Source organism: Mycolicibacterium stellerae, from assembly GCF_003719305.1.
Lineage (GTDB): Bacteria > Actinomycetota > Actinomycetes > Mycobacteriales > Mycobacteriaceae > Mycobacterium > Mycobacterium stellerae.
In genome coordinates this window covers 75,587-98,575 of record NZ_RARC01000021.1, presented here as the reverse complement: position 1 = coordinate 98,575, position 22,989 = coordinate 75,587, and the positions used below count along the sequence as shown (strand labels likewise).

The window sequence follows — 22,989 nt, the reverse complement described above, 5'->3', positions numbered from 1 at the left end:
TAGCGCGGTGCTTCCGGCGCAGAACCGGATGACGCGGTCTACGGAGTTCGGTGCCACAGTCAACAAAGGGGTGCGCGCGGCGCAGCCCGACATCGTGGTGCACGCACGTCGATGCGGCGACTCCACTGAGGCCGGCCCGAAGGTGGGACTGGTCGTCGCGAAGACAGTCGGCAATTCGGTGCAACGGCACCGGGTGGCGCGTCGGCTGCGGCACGTCGCGCGGTCGGTGATCGCGGATCTGGACCCAGCCGACCGCATCGTGATCCGGGCGCTTCCCAGCAGCAGGTACGCCATCTCGGCTCGGCTCGAACAGCAACTGAGGGTGGCACTGCGGCGCGCCCAGCTGCTCGACGGGACTCGGCGATGATGTCTCGTGGCCTGATCTTCTTGATCCAGCTGTACCGCAATACCGTGTCGCCGTTGCGCTTACCCACGTGCCGGTTCACTCCGACGTGTAGTCAGTACGCGGTTGAGGCGCTTGGCGAGTACGGACTGATTCGTGGCGGTTGGCTGTCGATGGTCAGGCTGGCGAAGTGCGGGCCTTGGCATCGGGGAGGATGGGACCCAATACCCGAGCGCCGCGGGCCAGTCCCGGAGAGCGCCGCCGTCGACGACGCTAGGAGCAAGTCGGTTGTTTAACTGGTTCAGCCTGGACTTCATCTATTACCCGGTGTCGGCGATCATGTGGGTCTGGTACAAGCTGTTCGGCTTTCTGCTGGGGCCCGACAACTTCTTCGCCTGGGCGCTCACGGTGATGTTCCTGGTGTTCACGCTGCGGGCGATCCTGTACAAGCCGTTCGTCAGGCAGATCCGTACGACGAGGCAGATGCAGGAGTTGCAGCCGCAGATCAAGGCGCTGCAGAAGAAGTACGGCAAGGACCGCCAGCGCATGGCGCTGGAAATGCAGAAGCTGCAGCGCGAGCACGGGTTCAACCCCATCCTGGGCTGCCTGCCGATGTTGGCGCAGATCCCGGTTTTCCTCGGGCTGTATCACGTGCTGATGTCGTTCAACCGGACCCAGACCGGCATCGGCCGGCTCGGGCTGTCGGTTGAGGAGAACCGCACCCTCGGCAACTACATGTTCAGCGCGACCGATGTCGGTCACTTCCTGGACGCCAACCTGTTCGGCGCCCCGCTGGGCGCGACGATGATCCAGAAGCACGGCCTGGAGGCGTTCACCGAATTCAACCGCGCGTCCGTGATCGCGGTGGGCGTGCCGCTGATGATCCTGGCGGGCATCGCGACGTACTTCAACAGCCGGGCGTCGGTGGCGCGGCAGAGTCCGGAAGCCGCGGCCAACCCGCAGACCGCGATGATGAACAAGCTGGCGCTGTACGTGTTTCCGCTCGGCGTCGTCGTCGGCGGTCCGTTCCTGCCACTGGCGATCATCATGTACTGGTTGGCGAACAACGTCTGGACCTTCGGTCAGCAGCACTACGTGTTCGGCAAGATCGAAAAAGAGGAAGAGGCCAAGAAGCTCGAGGCGATCGAACGCCGGGCGGCCAACGCGCCGCCGCCGGGGGCCAAGCCAAAGCGGGCGCGCAAGAACGAGACGCCTGCGCCAGCCGAGGGAGCTACGCCGGACTCCTTCGAAGTGACCGAGAGCGCGGGTAGTGAGCTCACCGACGGAGACTCCGACAGCGGCAGTTCGGCGAAGCCGAAGGCGAACAACGGAGGCAACGGTGCGCCGAAGCCGGGGGCGACCCCGCGGCCCGGTGCCCGCCCGAAGAAGCGAAAGCGTTGACCGGACCCCAACCCGGCGAATGAGGAGATGACAACAGATGACCGACTTCGACGACCCCGTCACCAGCGAGCTCGACGAGCAGACCGAGACCGGCGCTGAGGAATCGGAAGCGTCACAGAACGGCGACGAATCGGTGACGGCCTCCGGCGAGGACCTGGAGGAGCGCCTCGTGGCAGAGGGCGAGATCGCCGGGGACTACCTCGAGGAGCTGCTTGACCTGCTCGACTTCGACGGCGATATCGACCTCGATGTCGAGGGTGACCGGGCTATCGTCAGCATCGACGGCGGCGAGGACTTGACCAAGCTCGTCGGCCGTAAGGGCGAGGTTCTCGACGCGTTGCAAGAATTGACCAGGCTGGCGGTCCATCAGAAGACCGGCGAGCGCAGCAGGTTGATGCTGGATATCGCGCGTTGGCGCCGGAAGCGTCGCGACGAGCTCGCGGCTCTTGGCGACAAGGTAGCCCGACGGGTGTTGGAGTCAGGGGAGCGCGAGCAGCTCGCGCCGATGACACCCTTCGAGCGGAAGATCGTCCACGATGCGGTGGCGGCGGTGGACGGTGTGCGCAGCGAGAGCGAGGGGGTCGAGCCCGCGCGTCGCGTCGTCGTCCTCGTCGACTGACGGAGTTACACAGGTGTAGTTCGAAGCCGCCGCCTTGGATGGCACGGGGATCCGGAGGATGTTTCACGTGAAACATGGCGACGTCCCCGAACCCCCGCCGGGGGCGGCGACGGTCTTTGGCGACCGCCTGGAACATGCTCGGCGCTACGCCGAAATCTTGGCGGGCGCGGGCGTCGAACGCGGCCTCATCGGACCCCGCGAAGCGGACCGGTTGTGGGAACGGCACCTGCTCAACAGCGCGGTGCTCGGTGAGTTGCTCGACCGGGGTGACCAGATTGCCGACATCGGTAGTGGAGCCGGCCTTCCAGGGATACCGTTAGCGTTGGCCCGGCCGGACTTGCGGGTGACACTGATCGAGCCGCTTCTGCGGCGCTCCGATTTCCTCCGCGAGGTCATCGACGACCTCGACGTGGATGTCGCCGTGGTCCGTGGCCGAGCCGAAGACCAATCTGTGTTGCAACAAGTGGGGGAGATGGACGCGGTCGTGTCCAGGGCGGTGGCCTCGTTGGACAAGTTGACGAGATGGAGCGTGCCGCTGCTTCGACCGGGGGGACGAATGTTGGCGATCAAGGGCGAGCGTGCGGCCGGCGAGATCGACGAGCACCGGCGTGTGATGGAGTCACTGGGCGCGGTGGATGCCAGGGTGGTGACATGTGGAGGGGACTTGTTGAATCCGCCCGCCACCGTGGTCACCGCGCGGCGCGGGGAGTCGGTGCCGGCACATCGCCGGTCGACACGAGCGGGCAGGAGAAGGGGATGAATCCGGTCTCGGAGGGTGGGGCTGTGCCACCGACGGGTGCCACGGGAAGCACCGATGTTTCACGTGAAACATGGGTCCCGGACGACGTCATCGACACGCCGATCGGAGCCGAAGCCGAGCGCGCTGTGCGCCTTCTGCACGCCGAGGCACGGCTGCCCCGGCCGGTGAGCCAGCGGGTGTTCACGATCGCCAATCAGAAGGGGGGTGTCGGCAAGACCACCACGGCCGTCAATGTGGCTGCCGCGCTCGCGATGCAGGGCCTGAAGGTTCTCGTCATCGACCTCGATCCGCAGGGCAACGCCAGCACCGCTCTCGGCGTCGACCACCACCCCGGCACCCCCTCGTCCTATGAAGTCCTCATCGGCGAGATACCGCTGCATCAAACCCTGCAGCGCAGTCCGCACAACGAGCGGCTGTTCTGCGTCCCCGCCACCATCGAACTGGCCGGCGCCGAGATCGAGTTGGTCAGCATGGTCGCGCGCGAAGGCCGGCTCCGCACCGCGCTCGCAGAACTCCACAACCACGACTTCGACTATGTCTTCATCGACTGCCCACCATCGCTGGGCCTGCTGACGATCAACGCGTTGGTGGCCGCGCCCGAGGTGTTGATCCCGATTCAGTGCGAGTACTACGCGCTGGAGGGAGTCGGCCAGCTGCTGCGCACCATCGAGATGGTCAAGGCGCACCTCAACCCGAAACTCAATGTTTCCACCGTCATTCTGACGATGTACGACGGCAGGACCCGGCTCGCCGATCAGGTCGCGGCCGACGTCCGCGCGCACTTCGGTGACAAGGTGTTGGGAACCGTCATCCCGCGCAGCGTGAAGGTATCCGAGGCGCCGGGCTACGGCATGACCATCCTGAACTACGACCCGGGCTCGCGCGGCGCGCTGAGCTACATGGACGCCAGTCGCGAACTCGCCGAACGGGGCGCGGCGCAGAGAGGACAAAACCAATGAGCCAGCCCTCGCGCAAAAGGAGCGGCCTTGGCCGCGGCCTTGCCTCGTTGATCCCGACGGGTCCGGAAGATACCAACTCGGCCTCGATGGGGCACCGGATGGGTGACGCCGCCGCGGACGTCGTACTCGGCGGTGCCCCGGAGCAGAGCCCGGTCGGCGCTGTTTACCGAGAGATCGACCCGGCTGCGATCGAGCGCAACCCACGGCAGCCGCGTCAGGTGTTCGACGAGGAGGCCCTTGCCGAACTCGTGCACTCCATCCGTGAGTTCGGACTGATGCAACCCATCGTGGTGCGGGGCATGTCCGGCCAGCCGGGGCACTACCAACTCGTCATGGGGGAGCGGCGGTGGCGCGCCGCCCAAGAGGCCGGGTTGGCCACGATCCCCGCGATCGTGCGGGAGACCGCCGACGACAGCATGTTGAGGGACGCGCTGTTGGAGAACATCCATCGGGCACAACTGAACCCCCTCGAAGAAGCCGCCGCCTATCAGCAGCTGCTCGATGAGTTCGAGGTCACCCACGACGAGCTCGCGGCGCGCATCGGCCGGTCTCGCCCGGTGATCACCAACATGATTCGTCTGCTGCGGCTGCCGGTCGCCGTTCAGCGCCGCGTCGCAGCCGGCGTGCTGTCGGCGGGTCACGCGCGGGCGTTGCTCGCCCTCGAAGGTGGGCCGGAGGCACAAGAGGAACTCGCCGCGCGCATCGTCGCCGAGGGCCTGTCGGTGCGTGCGACCGAAGAAGCGGTCACCCTGGCGAACCGCGAAGACACCTCCACCCCGGCGGCACCGCGCCGCAAGCCGATTCATATGCCCGGCCTGCAGGATGTTGCTGAACGGCTGTCGACCGCCTTCGATACGCGCGTGACGGTCAGCCTGGGCAAACGCAAAGGCAAGATCGTTGTCGAGTTCGGGTCGGTCGACGACCTACAGCGGATAGTCGACTTGATGAACTCTGCGAAGGCCTGACCTAGGACACGGGGAAATTACGTCACTGTGACACATCGATAACGGCGCCGGCGCTCAGCCCGGCGCACCGGAGGAATCATGATGCGGTGCAACACCTTTGGCACTCTTGGCCGATCGGGCCACGACGAGTGAGCCAACACACTTCTGCCTGCTCTTCGCCCACGCGGCTGATCGGCGAAAGCGGGCCGTCCGCCGCGGCGCCTCCTATCCTGGAGTGGCGGTCATACAAATTGGCACCGCCTGGAACCAGGGAAGTCTAGTGTCAGCGCGAATCACGCCCCTGCGCCTCGAAGCATTCGAGCGGCTGCCCAAGCACGCACGCCGATGTGTGTTCTGGGAGGTGGACCCGTCGACGCTGGGAGCCGAGGACCATCTGTCCGACCCGGAATTCGAGAAGGAAGCCTGGCTGTCGATGGTGATGCTGGAGTGGGGATCGTGCGGGCAGATCGCCTCCAGCGCGCCGGCGGGCGGCCGCACCGATGCGACCGACGACGACTACGACGACAAACCCTGCCTCGGCTACGCGTTCTACGCGCCACCGAGTGTCGTGCCGCGGGCGCGGCTCTTTCCCAGCGGACCGGTCAGCGCCGACGCCGTTTTGCTCACCTCGCTCGGGGTGGAGACCGCCCAGGCGCGAAGCGGTGATGACCGCAGCGTCGGCGGCCTATCCCAAGGCCTGATCGCGGCCGTGGTGGCCGATCTCGTGCGCCGCGGCGTGCGGGCACTGGAAGCGTTCGGCCGCACCGAGGCGACCGCGGAATTCGTCGACCCGCGACTGGTGCCCGCAGAACTCGGGCCGGTGGTGGAGGTGCTCGGTGATTGCTCGGTCGACCAGTGCGTCCTCGACGTCGAGTTTCTCGAGCGGGTCGGCTTCGTGGAAGTGTCGAAGCATCGCTACTTCCCGCGGCTTCGCCTCGAGCTCGAGAGTGGCCTGGGCTGGAAGGCCGAGGTGGAGGCCGCGCTGGAGCGACTGCTGGAATCCGACGCGTTGAAGCAGCCCGTTGGTGCGGGCGCGAGCATCTGCTGACGGATTAGCTTCGGCCTGCTTCGACCGACAGTTCGTGTGCAAGCAGCTCCGCGAACGTGAATGTGCCTGTGGGGCGGTCGTTCTTGCCCAGCAGGTACAGCCGCTTGACCGCCGCGAGGATGCCCTCGGCGATCGAGTCGCGGGCCGGGCTGGAGACCAGCATGTCGCGGTCACGGGGGTTGGTGATGTAGCCGACGTCCACCTGGACCGTCGGCATCCGGGTCAGCCGCAGCAGGTCCCACGTCCGCCCGTGCGTCCGGCAATCCCGTAAACCGGTGCGCGCCACCACTTCTCGCTGTATGAAGTCCGCGAGGTTGCGGCCAATGGTCGACACCGAACCGTGTGAGTTGCCGAAGTGGAACGACGCGACACCGTTCGCCGACGTGCTCGCGTGGGTGGCACAGCGCAGGCTGATCATCAGGTCTGCGCCGACGGTGTTGGCGGTCATGGCCCGTTCGGCGTCCGACGGGCTGCGGGCGGGCGGTCGGGACAGGAAGGTCTCCATGCCGATGGCCGTCATCCGGCCCTCGAGCCGGCTGGCCAGGTCCCACAGGATGTCTGCCTCGCTGATCGGACCGGTCGAGCTCTGCATGATCAGCCCGTTGTCGCCGCCGCCGCGGCCCGGGTCGATGATGATGCGCTTGCCGGACAGCCGTGGGCCGGATCGGCGGACCAGCTCCTCCTCGCGGATGGCGTGAATGGAGCCGCCGGTGACCCGGGAGCCGAGAAAGTACAAGGAGCGCAACGTCTCCGGGCCGCAGATACCGTCGGGAGACATTCCGTACTCGCGCTGGTAGGACATCAGCGCGTTATGGGTCGTCAGCCCGAAATGCCCGTCCACCAGCCCGGTGTAGAAGCCGAGATCCTGGAGTCGCGCCTGCAGGGTGGCGACGTCGTCGCCGTACATCGGCGCGCCGAACTGGTGGCTGAGGATGCGCGCCCCGAGACGGTACGACGCCTCTTTCAGCGCGCGGTACGTCGCTTCGCCGACAATCCCGTCGACGAGCAGGCCTCGATGCTGCTGAAATGCGCGGACGGCTTCGTCGAGCTCGAGGTCGAAATAGTCGGCCGCAACATGCCTGCCCGTGCTCAGGTCCTCGTCCGGGCCGTCCACCAGCCTCAGCGCCGCGAGCGCGGTCCGGATCTCGGCCACCGCGCTGCCGCGGTCACCTCGACGCAGACTCGACATAACGGGGCCCTTTCGATAGCACAGATCAGCGGCGGGTCCAGCGCTGACGATTGCAGGACAGGCTAAGCGGAATTATCTCAGAAGCAGGCCCGATTCCGGAAAACGCCAGGCGGGTCGCCGCTGGTTGGGCCAGGGTGTTAGACGACGTCGGCCAGCTCGCGCAGCAGCGCGGCCTTGCCTTTGGCGCCGACGATGCGCTTCACCGGCGCGCCGTCTTTGAACAGGATCATCGTCGGAATCGACACCACCTGGAAATCGCGTGCCGTCGCGGGGTTGGCGTCGACATCGAGCTTGGCGACCGTCAGGGAACCGGCTTTCTCGCCGGCGATCTCCTCGAGCACAGGGGCGACCATCTTGCACGGCCCGCACCAGGTGGCCCAGAAGTCCACCAGCACGGGGGTGCTGCTCGACAAGACGTCGTCAGAGAACGAGTCGTCGGTGACGTTCACCGTCTTGCTGGTCTTCTCGGTTCCGGTCATTGCTGTGCTCCAATCAGGTCGGTGTCTATGGTTTGCGTTGTACCAGTGGCTGTTTCGGCAAGCCAGCGCTCGGCGTCGATGGAAGCCGAACAGCCGGTTCCCGCGGCGGTGATCGCCTGCCGGTAGGTGTGGTCGACCAGGTCGCCCGCCGCGAATACGCCTTCGATCGACGTGGCGGTGGTGCGGTCCCGAACCTGCACGTACCCCTCGGCGTCGAGGTCGACCTGGCCGCGCACCAGCTCCGAGCGGGGATCGTGACCGATCGCGACGAACACGCCGGTGACGGCGAGGGTGGACTCCTCGCCGGTGACGGCGTCGCGCAGCCGCACACCGGTCACCCGGTTGTCACCCTCGACGGCAGTGACCTGCGTGTTCGTCATGAACTTGATCTTCTCGTTGCTCTTCGCGCGTTCGAGCATGATCCGCGATGCACGGAACTCGTCGCGGCGGTGGATCAGGGTGACGCTGCGGGCGAACCGGGTCAGGAAGGTGGCCTCCTCCATCGCGGAGTCGCCACCGCCGATGACGGCGATGTCCTGGTCACGGAAGAAGAAGCCGTCGCAGGTGGCGCAGGTGCTCACCCCCATGCCAAGCAGCTTGTCCTCACCGGGAACCCCGAGGTGCCGCGCCGCAGCCCCCATCGCGAGGATGACGGCGCGCGCCTGGTAGGTCTGGTCCCCGACGGTGACGGACTTCACCGGCCCGTCGAGAGAGACCTCGTCGACGTCCTCCATCCGAAGGTCCGCGCCGAACCGCAGCGCCTGTTCGCGCATCTGGTCCATCAACTCGGGTCCGGTGATGCCGTCGCGGAAGCCGGGGTAGTTCTCCACCTCGGTGGTGGTCATCAGGGCGCCACCGAACTGGGTGCCCTCGAACACCAGCGGGTTGAGCTGGGCACGCGCGGCGTAAACCGCCGCGGTGTAGCCGGCCGGCCCGGAACCGATGATGATCACGTCGTGAACAGTGGGTTGGGAAGTCATGCGAGCCTTTCTGCCTGCATCGATACAAACACCAGGGTAAGCCGGGGTGTTCCCACATCGCTGGTGGGCCGCACTACGGAGGCGTGACCACGGCTTTGGGCGTGTCGGGAGTCACGCGGGTCACCGGTACCGTCATGCGCTCGGCGGTCGGTCCCTTGGGAAACGCGGGGGTCGGCGGACTGCTGTGCACGAGCATCGCCGTGCAGACGATCGCCGCGGCCGTCGCGCCGATGCCGATGATCATGCCGATTATTCGGAGCCGGCCGATGCGGGGCGTGGGGCGGTCGGCATGTGCCGGCGGTGCGGCGCGCAGCGCGGCCGCTATTCGGGCGGTAACGCCAGGCGGCACGGGTGGCGCCGAGTCGGCGTCGGCGCCAAGGTGTCGCAGGGCACGGCGGACCCGCTCCTCAGGAAGCCCGGCCTGGCCGCTGTCCACCGCTCAATAGTGACTCACTGCATGGCGCCGCGGGTGTCGGGCACGGCTGCTGTGGCGTCGAAGTATCCGAGCGCCTCGGCCAGCTTGGCGCGGGCCCGCGAGCAGCGGCTCTTCACCGTGCCTTCTGCCACGCCCAGCATCCGCGCGGTTTCGGCTACCGAATAGCCCTGCATGTCCACGGCGACCACCGCGGCCCGTTGTTCGACAGGCAGCCGCATCAGCGCGCGCTGCACCATGATCGCGGTATCCACCCGTGGGGTGTGGTCGCCGACCAGGCAGTTGTCGTCGTTGAGTTCCGTTGTCGGATGGGACTTGTTGCGGCGCAGCCGGTCCACGCATGCGTTGACCACGATGCGATACAGCCAACTGCTCACCGCGGCGTCGCGGCGAAACGAGGCCGCGGTGCGGTGTGCGGACAACAGCGCATCCTGCAGCGCGTCGGCGGCGTCGTCCGGGTTGCGGCTGGTCATCATCGCCAGCCGGTACAACTGCCGGTGGTGGCGGTAAAACAGTTCCTCGAACGCGTACCGATCACCCGCGACGTGCGCGGCGAGCAACTCGGCATCGCTGCGTTCTTCCTCGGCAGTCCCCCAGAAGCTCCCCACAGGCGAACCCTAAGCACGCCGGGACACCCGCTTCTGCACCAGTTTTCGCAAACCCCGCTGACATGGCGTTCCAGGCGGGGAGCCCTTGGGATGACGGGCTAGGACGCCGCCTTCACGGTGATCTCGGCGATGTCGGACCGGCTTTCGCCGTTGACCTGGCCCAGCGTCGACACCCAAACCAGAAGGTTGGACGTCGGTGAGGCGTTCTCCACCTTGATGGTGTTGTTGCCGGGTCGCAGCGCCGTCGCCGGCGTCAGCACGGTGGTGTCCGACAGCGACGACGGTGTCGGCGTCTGCGCCGAGCGGATCTCGACCGACGTGCCGGTGCTGTTCAGGTTGATGGTGACCTCGCCAACCGTCGTCGGCTGCGGCAACTGGAGCATCAGCCCGACCCCGTTTTTGAAATTGGGGAACGGCACGGGATCGCTGTAGGTGTCGATCGGCCATACCGTCGACGCGTTGCCGTCGATCGCCAGGCCGGCCTCACCGGGCGCGTCGGCCTCACCCTCGGGTGAAAACACCGTCGCCTTAACGGGTTTGACCGTTGCGCCGGAGGCACCACTGCCGCCGTCCGCCGACGTCGTCGGTGCGCTGAGGCCGAGTTCGTCGGAGGAGAAGCCGCCGACGTCACCGAAGATGCCCTTCAGCACCGAGGCGAGCACGATCAACGCGACGACGAGAATCGCGCCGCCGATGCTGAAACCGACGATCAGCCCTTTGCGCCTGCGCGCCGCCGCCTCGGGGTCCTCGGACGCCTTGCCGCGTACCTTGGCCGACTGCGCAGGCGCCGCAGGCTCGTCGACGGGATTGATCAGCTCGGTGCGGTCTGCGACGGCGGTGGCCTGCTGCAGCAGGTTCAGTAGCGTCGGGGCGCTGCGGATGCCGCCACCCGCCTGCACCGATCGCGCGGCCGCGGCCGAGATCTGGAACGGGATGTCGCGATCGATGGACCGGGGTTCCACCGGCTCGCCCGCGGCGTCCACTTCGGCGGGCGCCAACCCGCTGCGGACGCCGGCCTCCGCGAGCGGCCACCGGTTGATGAGAAGCGCGTACAGCGCCGCGCCGATGCCGCGGATGTCGTCCTCTGGCGTGGCCTCGGGCATGGTCGCAGGGAACGCCAGCGCCACATCGCCCTCGATGCTGACCCGGACCCGGCTTGGATGATCGATCGACATCGCGACACCCGACCGGTGCGCCTGCTCGGCGGCGGCGGCGAGGGTCTGCATTGCGCGGGCGCCGCCGATCGGTGACGGCGACGTCGCGGCCACCTCCTCAAGCGACCCGCCGCGAATCCACTCGCTCACGATCAGGCCGCCCGATCCCGTGTTCGCGACGTCGAGGATGCGGGCGATGCCGGGGCTCTCCACCCGGCTCAGCCGCAGAGTGCGGTCGAGGATCTGCTGCAGGTCCTCGTCGGACAGCGCGGCTTCAGGGTCGACGAACGTCAGCGCGACCTGCCGATCCAGGGCGGTGTCCAACGCCTGCCAGAACTGCAGCCTGGGTGGTCCGCCGTGGAAAACCAGCAGCCGGTATCGGCCACCGCCGATGGTGGCGCCCGGGATGAGGTGCACGTCCTCGTCCGAGGTCGCCGTCTCGATTGCCGGTTCGCGGGGGATGTCGAAGGGCAGCCCCTCACGGGTGGGGTCGCCGCCGTAGTCGGCGGGTGGCCTGCCCGAAGTCGGCGGTGACACCGTGCCGACCGGCATGGTTCCCGGGTCGGCCTGCTCGCGACCTGCCGAATGACCGGGACCGGCCGGCCCGTCGGCGGGAACGTCGGGCTCAAAGTCGTCAGCGGTCGGGCGGGGCATTTTGGTGGTCGCGCCGTTGTCAGGCAGGGGTGCGGAGTCGCCTGCGGATTCGTCGGTCACCGCTGGTCCTTTCCGCATCCCGACTCCGGCAACCGAGGCCGGAGGCCCGCGCCGGACGGCCGCCGGGCTGTGGCGACCCCGCGACGCGGGCAAATTCCTCTGATCAGGGTACGGGAGTGGGGCCCGCGAGCGTGGTCGGACGGGCGGTGCAACCGGCGTCCCGGCTACTTTCGGGGCCTTGCCGAGGCGGCGCAGGACCGCCGAAAGAGCGGCCTGCGCTTCGGGCACCCGGGCGGCCAGCAGCACACCGCCGATGATCGGCGCCATGATCAGGCCGAGCACCAGCAGCCGCAGCATCGACCCACCGCCGCCGTGTTCGGTCAGCGACTCGAGGCCGAGCAGTTGATCGATCACGTGGGCGATCAGCCCGGCGAGCAGCGACGCGGCGGTCGCGACAAGAACGGTACGGACCACCTCCAGGTTGACGAGTCCCCCTCGCACGCCGGGTGGGCCCCCAGCTTGCGAGGGGAGTGCCCCCAGCCCGCCCGGCGGATTCAGGTTGGCCCGCAACAGGACGTAGCCGACCATGGCTCCTGCGAGAAACCCGACTCCGTTGGCAAGGCCGAGATAGCCCGCGACCAACTCGCGGTCGTCGGTCAGGTGCGGCGCGGCCAGCGAGGCGGCGACCTTTACCGCGGTGATGACGATGATCACCACGATCGGCGTCCACGGCTGCTCGCGGGCATAGAAGACCCGAAGCTGCAGCAGTACCAGCGCATAGGGGATCAGCGTGAATGCCGAGAGCGTGATCGCCATGCCCAGGTAGCCGGCGTCGACGTCACCGAAATTGCCGTAGGCGAACAGCGCGCTGCCGATCGCAGGGCCCCCGACGGTCATGAACGCCACGATCGGAATCAGCGTCACCATGGTCAGCCGCGTCGCCAGCGAGAGATCGGCCAGCACCGCCGGCGTGTCGTTGGCCGCGGCGTTTCGGCTCAGCCGCGGCATCACCACCGTCAGCACTGTCACGCCGATTATGCCGAACGGCAGCTGCAGCACCAGCCAGGTGTAGTTGTAGATGGCGGGCCCCGAAGCCGCTGCCGCGCTGGCAATCTGGTTTCCGACGATCAACCCGACCTGGCTGATCAACACGTAGAGCACCATCGCAGCCGCCATGCCGCCGAACCGGCGAAGGCGATCGTCGAGACCCCACAGCGGCCGCAGGCTGATCCGCTCCTTGCGGATCGCGACAAGCAGAACGGCCGTCTGCGCGAAGACACCCAGGGTGGTTCCGATCCCGAGGACCAGCAGCTTGGCATTGCCCATCTCGACCGGATCGATCGAAAGCTCGCCCGGTACAACGAGATACAGGACGAGCGTCGCGATCGCGACGACGTTGTTGATGACCGGCGCCCAAGCCGGGGGACCGAACACGTTGCGGGTGTTCAGGATTGCCATGAACACCGACGAGAGGCCGTAGAAGATCACCTGCGGCAGCAGCAGGTAGGCGAACGCGGTCGTCAGCGACCGGTTGACCTGTGGGTCGCTGCCCAACATCAACCGGACCAACAGCGGCGCCGCCGTCACCGAAACCACCGTGGCGACCAGCAGCAGCGCGGTGGCCAGCGTGACGAGCCTGCGAACGAACGCGGTACCGCCGTCGGGGTCGTCGCGCTCGGCGCGGGCCAGTACCGGCACGAAGATCGCCGTGAACGTCGCCTCCAGCACCAGCGCGGCGACGAGGTTGGGCAGCTGGTTGGCTACCGAGAAGGCGCTGGACAGGGCCGCACCGAGGATGGCCGCGAGCAGGACGATGCGGATGAACCCGGTGATGCGGCTGACCAGGGTCGCGACCGCCATCCCCCATGACCGCGCTACCACCGCGGCGTCGCTCAGCTCGGGCCTTCCTGCGCGACGTCGCGGCGCCGGACCCCGCGGGATGCGCTGTCGCGGCGGAGGTGGCGGCATCCGCCGCGGTGGCGGTGGTGACGGCGGGGGATAGCCCCGCATGCCGGGTGGCCCGGGTGGCGGGGCAGCGTGACGTGGCGGCATGGGCGGTCGCGGCATCGGGCCACCGCCCCGGTCGAACGGCGGCTGAGCCGGCCCGAAGGGCCGACCGGTCGTGCTCATTTCTCCTGCTCTTCGCCCGAATGGAGCCCGTGTTCAGATTCCTTGTCGTGGGCCAGAGCCGTCTCCAGCGGATCAGAGCGATCCAGGTCGGCGCGATCGGGCTGACCGCGGAACCGGTGCCACAGCCTGCGGCCCGCGAGTGCGACGAGAACCGCACCCACCGACAGCGTGATGATGAACAGCACCTGGCCGTAGGCGTTGGAGTGCACCGACAGCCGGACCGGTTCGCCGAGCGGCAATCCGTCGGCGGTGCGCAGGGCGACGTCGATGGCTACCCGCTGGGTGAAGTGCACTTCGATCGGCACCTGCAGCGGCAGGTATCCGGGTGGCAGCTCGATCTCGCCCATATCGGTCACCGACATTCCCGGCGGAGCGTCGACCTGCAGCCGGACCCTGATCGGCACCGGCAAGTCATTGCGCAGCGCGAGCGGCAGCGGGCTGCGTTCGGTGGCCAATGTGTATGAGCCGCCGGGGTTTACGATCGTCACCGCGTTGAACAGGTCGTTGACGGTGGCGCTCGTCCTCGTCAACCGCTGCGCAGCCAGCCCGTTGCGGGCATCCGGTGGCACCGACTGGCTGAGCGCCCGCAACATGTCCTCGCGCAACGGCGCCGTGTATTGCGTGCCGGTGAGCCCGGTGCGCTCGTCGGCCGTCAGCGCTGCCGTCAATCCCCACAGCCTGCCGGTGGTCCCGGCGATACCCGAGGTCACCGCCTCGTCGAAGCGGGCCCGCGAGTTCGCGGACACGTTGCCGGGCAGCGGACGGGAATCCTGCTGCGGCACCGCCTGGCTCTCGGCGATCACCGCGGTCAGCGGCCGCGGTGCGGCCAGACCCGCCCGGATCGAGGTGGCGACCGCGGACAGGATCGCCGCGGCGTCATCGGCCTGCAGGCCCCAGTCCATCGGAGGCATCAGGATCTGACTGCGCGGCTCGGCTTCCGTGGCAAGGGTGCGCCACAGCAGCGAGCCAAGCGCGTCCTGACGCCGCGCGACCGTCGAATCGTGTTGTATCGGCACGTCAAGCGCGGCATCGAGATACGACGGCGACGTCGGATCGGTACCCACGCCTGCCAGCGCGGCGGAGACGCTGGGGTCGAACGGGGCGGCGACCACTTCGGGGGTGTAGCGCACAGGGCTGACGTCGGCGGTGGCCCGGCCACCGTCCTGCGAATCGTGGGCGGTGAGGTTGGCCGCGGCGATGGCGACCGTCGCGCCCTGGGTGGCGAGCAGCTGGATCGCCGGTCCGGTCAGCGGACCGTCGCCGACCAGGGTGGCGCCTCGGGTTGAGGTGATGCCGAGGATCTGGTCGACGATGTCGCCAGCGCCGTTGGTGGCGATCGAGCTCAGGCCGGGGTCGCCGACCCGTTGCAGGGCGTCGAGGTCGGCCTGCGCGTAGTTCGCGGGTGCGACGCATGTCCGCTGCGCCAGCGTCCTGAGCCGGTTGAGCCAGTTCACCGCGGCGTCCTGGCCGGTTCCCGGGTGTGTCGGCGTGGCCGGACCAATGTCTGGCCCGTCGTCGACGACATAGCCCGCCGTCATCGCGTTCACGGTGACCAACAGGTCGGGGTCGACAGCCAGACACACCGCGCTGCGCACCTGGCCGCCGGGATCGACGGACTGGCTGGTTGCGAAATCGACCGCCGACAGCAGGACGTCGAGGCGCCCGCCGCTCGCCAGCGAGGTGGCGAGTTCGTCGTCGATCAGCCGCACCGGGGTGGTCCCGCCCGGCACGCCCGGCGCGAGCCGGGGCCGGTCGCCGAGCGGCCAGATGACGGTGAGGCGAACCGGTTTCGATGTGTCGGGCGCGACGACGTCGGCAAGCGCGTCGGCCGATGAGACCGCGGCAGGCTCCGGCGGCACCCCGATCACCGGCAGCAGGAAGCGCGCGTCGTCGAGGCGGGCGGGCGCGCCGTAGTCCGGTGTTCCGTTGGCGTTGACCAGAAGCGGATACACGCCGGGCTTGTCGATGCCCAGCGAAGGCGCCCGCGGTGAGCGCAACGGCACGGTGAGGGTGAACGGAACATTATGGCCGCGTTGCAATTCCGTGGATACGGTGATGAAGTCCGCGACCGCTTCGAACTGGTCGTTCTCGCCGCCGAGGTTCGTCCGAAGGCCCGCCGAGGATGTGACGGCGGCGGCGTGCTCGAGGCGGACCATCACGTCGCGGACGGGGCGATCACCGACGTTGCGCACGGTTCCCGAGACGGTGACGACGGGCTCGCTGGTGGTCGTCATCACCTCGGGCGTCACGCGTTCGATGCGCACCTGCAGGAACGGCATCGAACCCGGCTCGCCCGCGGCCGCGTGCGGTGACACCGCGGGCGCGGCGATGAGGACAACCAGCGCCAGCACGGCGAACAATCGAGGCAGCACCGTGCCGGTATCGCGGCGGGCGGTCACGGCCCTGGTCCGCAGCCGTTCGTCCGTCGGCCCGGGTTGGGTGGGCCAGCTTCGTCGGGACGTCGGTTGCGGGTGTGCGAGTGCGTCTGGGCGCGTCGCCGTGGTGCGCTGCGCGGCAGCGGTGGCAGCGCGGAAGGCCCATCGGTGTGCAGCTTGTCGATCAGCTCGTCGGCGACCTCGGCGAGTTTGCGCTCGTCGGCGTAGGCCAGTCGTGAGGTGAGCTCCTTGAGCGGCACCCAGGCCACCTCGGTGACCTCGACGTCCTCGTCGGAGAGCTCGCCGCCGAGGAACCGCATCAGGTAATGGTGCACCGTTTTGTGCACCCGCCTGCCCTCGGTGACGAACCAGTAGTCGATGCTGCCGAGAGCCGCCAGCACACTGCCCTGGATCCCGGTCTCCTCGGCGACCTCGCGAATCGCGGTCTGTTCGGCCGTCTCACCGAGCTCGATGTGGCCCTTGGGCAGCGACCACAGCATCCGGCCGCGGCGATCGACGCGGCCGATAAGGGCCGCGACCTGACCATCCTTTGGGCCGTCGATACCGTCGATGACCAGGCCGCCAGCCGAGGTCTCGTGCACGGTGCGCAGCCGGTCGGGGCCGCGACGTGAGCCCCGTGGTTTGTGTGGCTTCGGCCTGCCGTCGGGGACGGGCGCGTGGGTCGGATCGTCGGCCCGGCCTTCGGAGTTGTTGCCCACGACCGCGTTGTTGTTGTGCGCGGCGGTGTTGGTGTCGGGTGGACCCGCTGCGCGCCGACCGCGACGCCGCCCCCGGCGCCGTCGTGGTTTGGCCTGTTCGCCGTCCGACACCCAAGCGATAGTAGCTGCCACGATAATTCGCTCCCGCCGCACTCGCCGCTCGGTGCAGGACCGTTACCTCTACGCTCATTGAACGTGTCCGACAATGCTGAACTGCTCATCGCTGCCCAGGTGGCTTTGCACCAGCACGCCGACATACTGCGAGATCTGGGCAGGGTGTTCGCTGACGCGGGGCACGAGGTGTATCTCGTCGGGGGAAGCGTGCGTGACGCGTTGCTGGGTCGCCTCGGCACGGACCTCGACTTCACCACAGACGCCCGGCCCGAGCAGATACAGCGGATGCTGCGACCGTGGGCGGACGCGCTGTGGGACACCGGTATCGAATACGGCACCGTCGGCGTCGGCAAGGGCGATCAGCGCATGGAGATCACCACGTTCCGCGCCGACACCTACGACCAGGTGTCGCGCAATCCCGAGGTTCGCTTCGGCGACCGCCTTGACGACGATCTGGTGCGCCGCGACTTCACCGTCAACGCGATGGCGGTGCGTATCACGCCGCAGGGTCCCGGTGAATTCCTTGATCCCCTAAACGGTTTGGATGCGCTGCGGGCCCGCGTGCTCGACACGCCGGCCGCGCCCGAGGTGTCCTTCGGCGATGATCCGTTGCGGATGCTGCGGGCCGCGCGGTTCGTTTCGCAGCTCGGCTTCACCGTCGCGCCGCGGGTGCGCGAAGCGATGGCCGCCATGTCGGGTCAGCTCGGCCGCATCACCGCCGAGCGGGTCGCCGCCGAGCTGGACAAGCTGGTGCTCGGTGCGGATCCCGCTGCGGGTGTCGACCTGATGGTGGCGAGCGGACTCGGCGATGTGGTGTTGCCCGAGATCGGCGCGATGCGGATGGCGATCGACGAACACCATCAGCACAAGGACGTCTACCAGCATTCGCTGACGGTGTTGCGGCAGGCGATCGAGCTAGAGGATGACGGGCCCGATCTCGTACTGCGCTGGGCGGCGCTGCTGCACGACATCGGTAAGCCCGCGACGCGGCGGCACGAGTCGGACGGCGGGGTGAGTTTTCATCACCACGAAGTGGTCGGCGCGAAGATGACCCGCAAGCGGATGCGGGCGCTGAAGTACTCCAAGCAGATGGTCGAGGACGTGTCCCAGCTGGTGTATCTGCACCTGCGCTTCCACGGCTACGCCGATTCCCGCGGGGCAGGGAAGTGGACCGACTCGGCGGTGCGGCGCTACGTCACCGACGCAGGCCCCTTGCTGCCGCAATTGCACAAGCTGGTGCGCGCGGACTGCACCACGCGCAACAAGCGGCGCGCGGCGCGGCTGCAGGCCAACTACGACGACCTGGAGGCGCGGATCGCCGAGCTGGCCGCCAAGGAGGACCTCCAGCGGGTGCGCCCCGACCTCGACGGCAACGAGATCATGAAGATCCTCGACATCCCGGCGGGTCCGCAGGTCGGCGAAGCGTGGCGCTACCTCAAGGAGCTGCGGCTGGACCGCGGGCCGCTCGACCACGACGAGGCGGTGGCCGAACTCGTGAAGTGGTGGAACGCCAGGAGCTGACCGGCCGTCGAAACGGTGTGGATTACTGCCTTTCCGATGGCGATGGGTCGGCGACGATGTGGACCGCACCGCTGGACACCGATGTGGACGGTAACGGCACGCTCGATGCGGTCGGTCTCGATGTCGACGGCGACGGCGGTGTCGACGACGCGCTGGCCGACCTCGACGGCGACGGCATCGCCGATCACGCCGTGCTGGACGGTCAGAGTTACTTCACCGACGACGGGTCGGGCACGTGGGCGGTGAGCGTGGATCGCGGCGGACAACTGCGATGGTTCGGCCTGGACGGCGTCGAAAGGCTGGGTGGGCCTTCGGTCGACCTGGACGGTGATGGTCAGGCCGGCGACCGGCTGATCGACATCGACGGCAATGGCCTGGCCGACCGCGCGCTGGGTGACGGGCTCGCTTACGTCGACACCGACGGCGACGGCACCTGGGATCTCACGCTGACCGACAGCGACGGCGACGGCAGGGCAGACTCCGCCAACGCCGTCTAGATCAACTACCTACCCGGTCCAGGCGGTCCGGCGAAGGCCTGCGCGATCGTCAACCATTTGTGCGCGTCCTCCCCCTCCGCGGTGACGTCGAGGTCCGCAGGCGGCCGCCGCTGGGTGACCAGGAAACAGAAGTCTTCGGCTGATCCCGTGACCCGCTGGCGCGCGTCCTCGGGACCCCACGTCCACATCGCCCCGTCAGGTGCAGCCAACTCCACTCGGAACGGGTCGGCAGGCACCGCGAGGCCGTTGACCGCGAACGCGTAGTCACGGGTGCGGACGCCGATGTGGGCGATCGAGCGCAACCGCGCGGTCGCGGGCCGTTTCACGCCGAGCGCATCGGCGACGTCGAGGCCGTGCGCCCATGTCTCCATCAGCCGGGCGGTAGCCATCGACGCGGCGCTCATCGGCGGCCCGAACCACGGCAGCTTGCGACCGTCGGCCACCGTCAGCAGCGCGTCGTGCAGTCGATTTCTGGTGGCCCGCCAGTCGGCCAGCAGATCGGCAGGCGCTGCGGCGGCGATCTCTTCTGCGCCGCGGTCGACGAAGCCGCCCGGGTCCTCGGCAGCGGCACCAAGCGCTTTCGTGAAGCCGGCCTCGTCGTGCACCGACAACAGCGCGACCCGGTCGGTCCACAGCAGATGGGCGATCTGGTGGGCGATGGTCCAGCCCGGCGCCGGGGTCACCTCTGCCCAGCGCGCGGCGGGCAGGTCGGCCACCAATTCGTCGAGTGCATCGCTCTCGGCGCGCAGGTCGTCCACGATGGGGGCCGCCGTCGCCATGCGGCACAGCCTAACTCGGGGCCTGGGTGCGGCGGACGACGCCCGCATGCACCGCCAGCCCGACCAGATAGACCGCCGAGCCGGCCACGATGAGGCCGGGGGAGCGACCGTCTGCTGGAATGACGGCCGCCGCGGCCGTGAGGGCGATGATGGTCGAGATCCAGAACACGGCGTCTTGGACGGCGAACACGTGGCCACGCAGCGCGTCGTCGACATCGATCTGCATGGCGGAGTCGGCGCATAGCTTGACCACCTGGCCAAGCACGCCGAGGAGAAACCCGCACAGCATCATCATCGGCAGCTGCAGCCCGATGCCACCGAGTTGAGTGACGGCCGCCAGCAGCAGCGCGCCGTTGGCGGTGCGGTAGCGGCCCCACCGAGCGACGGCACCCGGCGTGATGACATTCGCCAGGAATGCTCCGATGCCGACGGTGAAGAGGAAAAGTGCCGAGGTGCCGAAGCCGGCGACGCTCGGAGTGTCGCTCTGCCGAACCATCACCAACACCACCATGGTGTTGATGCCGAGCACCATTCGATGGGCGGCCAGTCCGCCGAGGGTGCCCGCCACGGTGGGAACCGCCAGCACTGTGCGGGCGCCATGCAGCCATCCCGTCGCCACCGCGTATGGCACCGACCCGTGAATGGCTCGCACGCTCTCGCGCGGGCCGAGCACATGCGGGGGGAAGCGCACAGACAGCACAAGGGCCAGTGCGACCGGGATCACGACGACCAGCATGACCGTGGCGGCGCCGGTGTCGCCTGCGCCAAAGATCCAGCGGGGCAACAGCATGAAGCCGGCGCCCAGAAATGCCGCAGCGCCGCCGGTCGCCGTCGCCACCGCGTTCATCGTCACCACGTGTTCGCGTGGCACCACATCGGGCAGCGCGGCGGACAGGCCGGAGGAGACGAAGCGGGTGAAACCGTTGACGATCAACGCGCCGAACAAGATCGGCCGGTCGGCTGCGCTCGTCGCGAGAAGTGCGGCGATGCCAACGACGAGAACCATTCGTCCGACATTCGCTCCGATCAACACCAGCCGCCGGTCCCATCGGTCCAGCAGGGCGCCCGCGAACGGGCCAAGCACCGAGTACGGCAGGTACAAAACGGCGAACGCGGCGACGATTTCCCACGGGCCTGCCGCACGGTCGGTGCTGAACAGCAGCCCACCCGCCAGCCCCGCCTGGAACAGGCCGTCGCCGAACTGGCTCACCGTCCGCAGTTCGAGCAGTCGCCAGAATTCGGGAAGGCTGCGCACCGACCGCCACAGGGCCATCGGTGCGTGTGCGTCAACCACGAGAATTCACAGTACAAATATCCCGGCGGGCCGAGGTTGTTCGCTACCTTCAACGTTCGCTGGTGACATTATGGAGCAGTGGCGCAGTCAGAAGATCCGGAGGATTTCGTCGCCCCTACGGCGAACCGGGTACGCGCAGGAACCCTGCTGTTGGCCAATACCGATCTGCTCGAGCCGACGTTCCGCCGCAGTGTCATCTACATAGTCGAGCACAACGACGGCGGAACGCTTGGCGTGGTGCTGAACCGGGCCAGTGAGACCGCGGTGTACAACGTTCTTCCGCAGTGGGCCAAGCTGGCCACCAAGCCGAAGACCATGTTCATCGGCGGCCCGGTCAAGCGCGATGCCGCGCTGTGTCTTGCGACCCTGCGCGCCGGGACAGACCCGACCGGCGTGCCGGGCATCCGGCACGTGCAGGGTCGGATGGTGATGGTGGACCTCGACGCGGAACCCGAGGCGATCGCTCCGATTGTCGAAGGGGTGCGGATCTTCGCCGGGTACTCGGGGTGGACGATCGGCCAACTCGAGGGTGAAATCGAACGCGACGACTGGATCGTGCTGTCCGCGTTGCCATCCGACGTGCTCGCCGAGGCGCGGGTGGATCTGTGGGGGCGGGTGCTTCGCCGTCAGCCGCTGCCGCTGTCGCTACTGGCGACGCACCCGATCGATATCAGCCGCAACTAGCTTCGAGAAAGGGTGCAGGTGGCGCAGGCGCTGCCGCCGCACACCGACGCTGCGCCGCAGGCAGGCGCCGCCCCCGCACTGGCCGCGACGAACTTGGCGCTCTGCCAGCAGCCCGCGGCGACCGTCGCGATCGCTCCGCCGACGCAGACGATCACCACTACCAGTGCGGTTTGAGGGCGGGATGACAGCGCGACCACACCGGCGACCGTCAACATCGCCGCGGCGGCGAGCTGTGTCGGCGCGACAGCGCGGAGAACCTGCCTGACCATGTCGGCCGACCGCGGACGCGACAGCGTCCAGCCGCCAAGGGCGGCGGTGGCGGCAGCGGCACACAGGCATCCCACCGCCGCGAAAAGCATGCGGCCACCCTAAAGGGCGCCGCCCGTTGTGCGCTAGCCAGGTGGCCGCTGCGGCAGCCCGGCCGCAGTCGAAGCGGCGGCACCGGGGATGCCGATCTTGAATCCGTTGGTGATGGCGTCGGTTGCGTTCGCGGCGGCGACGGCCTCGGCTGCGGTGGTGGTGACCGAAAGCGTCACCAGGTATTTGTCAGGGCCCACCGCTGCAAGCGTGTGCCGGCGTGCCGTGTTGAGCGTCATGTTGTTGTCGCGGTAGGTGCCTTCGATCACCGCCGACGGCATGCCGCCGAAGTCGGCAAGCGATGCGTTCGTGGTGCGCCAGGCGGGCTGCTGCTGGGCGTCGATGTAGCCGTGGGTGATGGCCTCCTTGGGGTCGAAGTCGCCGCCGACGAGTTTGTAGACGACCAGCGCCGCGTTGGAGGTGTAGATGCCGTCGCCGCCGACCCGGTCGGCGAGCACCGCGAACGCATCCGGCACGTTTGGATCCGGCACCTGCGACCAGCCGCGCGGGACGGGGAGCACCAGGTTGAGCGCCTTGAAGCCGTGAGCCACCTGCGGCTCCAGCTTTACCCCCTTGGCCGCAAGGAAGTCGTGCAACGTCACCGAGGCCGCGGGGACAAGTGTTTCCGGTGCGGCCAGCGCGGCCGCGGGCACCAGCCCGGGTGCGGCAACGGACTGTGCGGCGAGGGAGGGCGAGACGGCGAGCTGGGCCGCCGATTGTGAGGCAGCCGCGGCGCCGGGGGCGACGGTCACGGTCTGGGTGACGGTCGCGGGGGCCGGCTGCGGCAGTGGGTAGACGGGGTCAGCCAGCGCCGTGTTACCCGCCAGGCCAAGCACGCCGGCCATACCCGCGGCCACACCGCCTGCCAGAATCCGCCATCGGCGGGCATTTGCGATCATCGCCCGATCCCTTTCGAGTGCTTCCGCCGCCGGGGCAGGCATGCCCCTG

Annotated in this window: 23 protein-coding genes; 11 read left to right on the top strand and 12 right to left on the bottom strand. The window is 68.3% G+C overall.

Translation table 11 applies throughout. The annotated features are described in order from the left end of the window. The first annotated feature begins 7 nt into the window (after positions 1-7). From rnpA to D6M19_RS22840, 8 genes are all read left to right on the top strand, one after another. On the top strand, positions 8-367 hold the full coding sequence (gene rnpA / locus D6M19_RS22875; RefSeq protein ID WP_123027552.1) for a ribonuclease P protein component: 360 nt from the start codon (positions 8-10) through the stop codon (positions 365-367). After that, positions 364-639, top strand: a complete 276-nt coding sequence (gene yidD / locus D6M19_RS22870) for a membrane protein insertion efficiency factor YidD (protein WP_123027551.1) — start codon at positions 364-366, stop codon at positions 637-639. The genes rnpA and yidD overlap by 4 nt, the downstream gene beginning before the upstream one ends. Beyond that, positions 632-1,744 carry a membrane protein insertase YidC gene (gene yidC / locus D6M19_RS22865; protein ID WP_123027550.1) on the top strand — a complete coding sequence of 371 codons (1,113 nt, stop codon included), beginning with the start codon at positions 632-634 and terminating at the stop codon, positions 1,742-1,744. Before yidD ends, yidC begins: the two co-directional genes overlap by 8 nt. A 37-nt stretch (positions 1,745-1,781) precedes the next feature. After that, positions 1,782-2,363, top strand: coding sequence for a Jag family protein (locus D6M19_RS22860; RefSeq protein WP_123027549.1), 582 nt, complete (start codon positions 1,782-1,784; stop codon positions 2,361-2,363). Between the two features lie 58 nt (positions 2,364-2,421). Next, positions 2,422-3,123, top strand: a complete 702-nt coding sequence (rsmG, locus tag D6M19_RS22855; RefSeq protein WP_164478635.1) for a 16S rRNA (guanine(527)-N(7))-methyltransferase RsmG — start codon at positions 2,422-2,424, stop codon at positions 3,121-3,123. Continuing rightward, on the top strand, positions 3,120-4,082 hold the full coding sequence (locus D6M19_RS22850) for a ParA family protein (RefSeq protein ID WP_123027548.1): 963 nt from the start codon (positions 3,120-3,122) through the stop codon (positions 4,080-4,082). Before rsmG ends, D6M19_RS22850 begins: the two co-directional genes overlap by 4 nt. After that, on the top strand, positions 4,079-5,047 hold the full coding sequence (locus tag D6M19_RS22845; protein WP_123027547.1) for a ParB/RepB/Spo0J family partition protein: 969 nt from the start codon (positions 4,079-4,081) through the stop codon (positions 5,045-5,047). Before D6M19_RS22850 ends, D6M19_RS22845 begins: the two co-directional genes overlap by 4 nt. 259 nt (positions 5,048-5,306) lie before the next feature. After that, positions 5,307-6,074: an acetyltransferase gene (locus D6M19_RS22840; RefSeq protein ID WP_123027546.1), complete on the top strand. Its 768-nt coding sequence runs from the start codon at positions 5,307-5,309 to the stop codon at positions 6,072-6,074. Between the two features lie 4 nt (positions 6,075-6,078). Here D6M19_RS22840 and D6M19_RS22835 read toward each other — a convergent pair whose 3' ends face one another. From D6M19_RS22835 to D6M19_RS22800, 8 genes are all read right to left on the bottom strand, one after another. Beyond that, the gene (locus D6M19_RS22835) at positions 6,079-7,263 is read right to left on the bottom strand and encodes an N-acetylmuramoyl-L-alanine amidase (protein WP_123027545.1); all 1,185 of its coding nucleotides are present in this window, start codon (positions 7,261-7,263) and stop codon (positions 6,079-6,081) included. 137 nt (positions 7,264-7,400) lie between these two features. Beyond that, positions 7,401-7,742, bottom strand: coding sequence for a thioredoxin (trxA, locus tag D6M19_RS22830; RefSeq protein ID WP_123027544.1), 342 nt, complete (start codon positions 7,740-7,742; stop codon positions 7,401-7,403). Beyond that, positions 7,739-8,722 carry a thioredoxin-disulfide reductase gene (gene trxB, locus D6M19_RS22825; RefSeq protein WP_123027543.1) on the bottom strand — a complete coding sequence of 328 codons (984 nt, stop codon included), beginning with the start codon at positions 8,720-8,722 and terminating at the stop codon, positions 7,739-7,741. The genes trxA and trxB overlap by 4 nt, the downstream gene beginning before the upstream one ends. A gap of 73 nt (positions 8,723-8,795) precedes the next feature. After that, positions 8,796-9,158, bottom strand: a complete 363-nt coding sequence (locus D6M19_RS22820) for a hypothetical protein (RefSeq protein ID WP_123027542.1) — start codon at positions 9,156-9,158, stop codon at positions 8,796-8,798. Positions 9,159-9,172: 14 nt separating this feature from the next. Further along, positions 9,173-9,763 carry an RNA polymerase sigma factor SigM gene (gene sigM / locus D6M19_RS22815; RefSeq protein ID WP_123027541.1) on the bottom strand — a complete coding sequence of 197 codons (591 nt, stop codon included), beginning with the start codon at positions 9,761-9,763 and terminating at the stop codon, positions 9,173-9,175. Between the two features lie 98 nt (positions 9,764-9,861). After that, positions 9,862-13,581, bottom strand: coding sequence for a murein biosynthesis integral membrane protein MurJ (gene murJ, locus D6M19_RS22810; RefSeq protein ID WP_206428606.1), 3,720 nt, complete (start codon positions 13,579-13,581; stop codon positions 9,862-9,864). Positions 13,582-13,697: 116 nt separating this feature from the next. Beyond that, a complete protein-coding gene (locus D6M19_RS22805; RefSeq protein ID WP_123027539.1) occupies positions 13,698-16,100 on the bottom strand; it encodes a DUF6049 family protein in 2,403 nt (800 codons plus the stop codon). Further along, positions 16,097-16,906: an NUDIX hydrolase gene (locus tag D6M19_RS22800; RefSeq protein WP_123027538.1), complete on the bottom strand. Its 810-nt coding sequence runs from the start codon at positions 16,904-16,906 to the stop codon at positions 16,097-16,099. The genes D6M19_RS22805 and D6M19_RS22800 overlap by 4 nt, the downstream gene beginning before the upstream one ends. 78 nt (positions 16,907-16,984) lie before the next feature. On the opposite strand from D6M19_RS22800, the gene D6M19_RS22795 reads away from it, so the two are divergent. Both D6M19_RS22795 and D6M19_RS22790 read left to right on the top strand, forming a co-directional pair. After that, a complete protein-coding gene (locus tag D6M19_RS22795; protein WP_123027537.1) occupies positions 16,985-18,430 on the top strand; it encodes a CCA tRNA nucleotidyltransferase in 1,446 nt (481 codons plus the stop codon). A gap of 17 nt (positions 18,431-18,447) precedes the next feature. Then, a complete protein-coding gene (locus tag D6M19_RS22790; protein ID WP_123027579.1) occupies positions 18,448-18,927 on the top strand; it encodes a pullulanase in 480 nt (159 codons plus the stop codon). Positions 18,928-18,932: 5 nt separating this feature from the next. Here D6M19_RS22790 and D6M19_RS22785 read toward each other — a convergent pair whose 3' ends face one another. Next, positions 18,933-19,706, bottom strand: coding sequence for a TIGR03084 family metal-binding protein (locus D6M19_RS22785; protein ID WP_123027536.1), 774 nt, complete (start codon positions 19,704-19,706; stop codon positions 18,933-18,935). 10 nt (positions 19,707-19,716) lie between these two features. Next, complete coding sequence (locus tag D6M19_RS22780; RefSeq protein WP_164478633.1) at positions 19,717-21,000, bottom strand: MFS transporter; 1,284 nt, start codon at positions 20,998-21,000, stop codon at positions 19,717-19,719. 78 nt (positions 21,001-21,078) lie between these two features. On the opposite strand from D6M19_RS22780, the gene D6M19_RS22775 reads away from it, so the two are divergent. After that, entirely contained in the window at positions 21,079-21,684 is a 606-nt protein-coding gene (locus D6M19_RS22775) for a YqgE/AlgH family protein (RefSeq protein WP_123027534.1), read from the top strand. Here the strand turns inward: D6M19_RS22775 and D6M19_RS22770 are convergent. Further along, positions 21,681-22,043: a hypothetical protein gene (locus D6M19_RS22770; protein ID WP_123027533.1), complete on the bottom strand. Its 363-nt coding sequence runs from the start codon at positions 22,041-22,043 to the stop codon at positions 21,681-21,683. The two genes, D6M19_RS22775 and D6M19_RS22770, sit on opposite strands and share 4 nt — an antisense overlap. Before the next feature lie 33 nt (positions 22,044-22,076). Beyond that, positions 22,077-22,940: an LpqN/LpqT family lipoprotein gene (locus D6M19_RS22765; RefSeq protein WP_123027578.1), complete on the bottom strand. Its 864-nt coding sequence runs from the start codon at positions 22,938-22,940 to the stop codon at positions 22,077-22,079. Between the last annotated feature and the right edge of the window lie 49 nt (positions 22,941-22,989).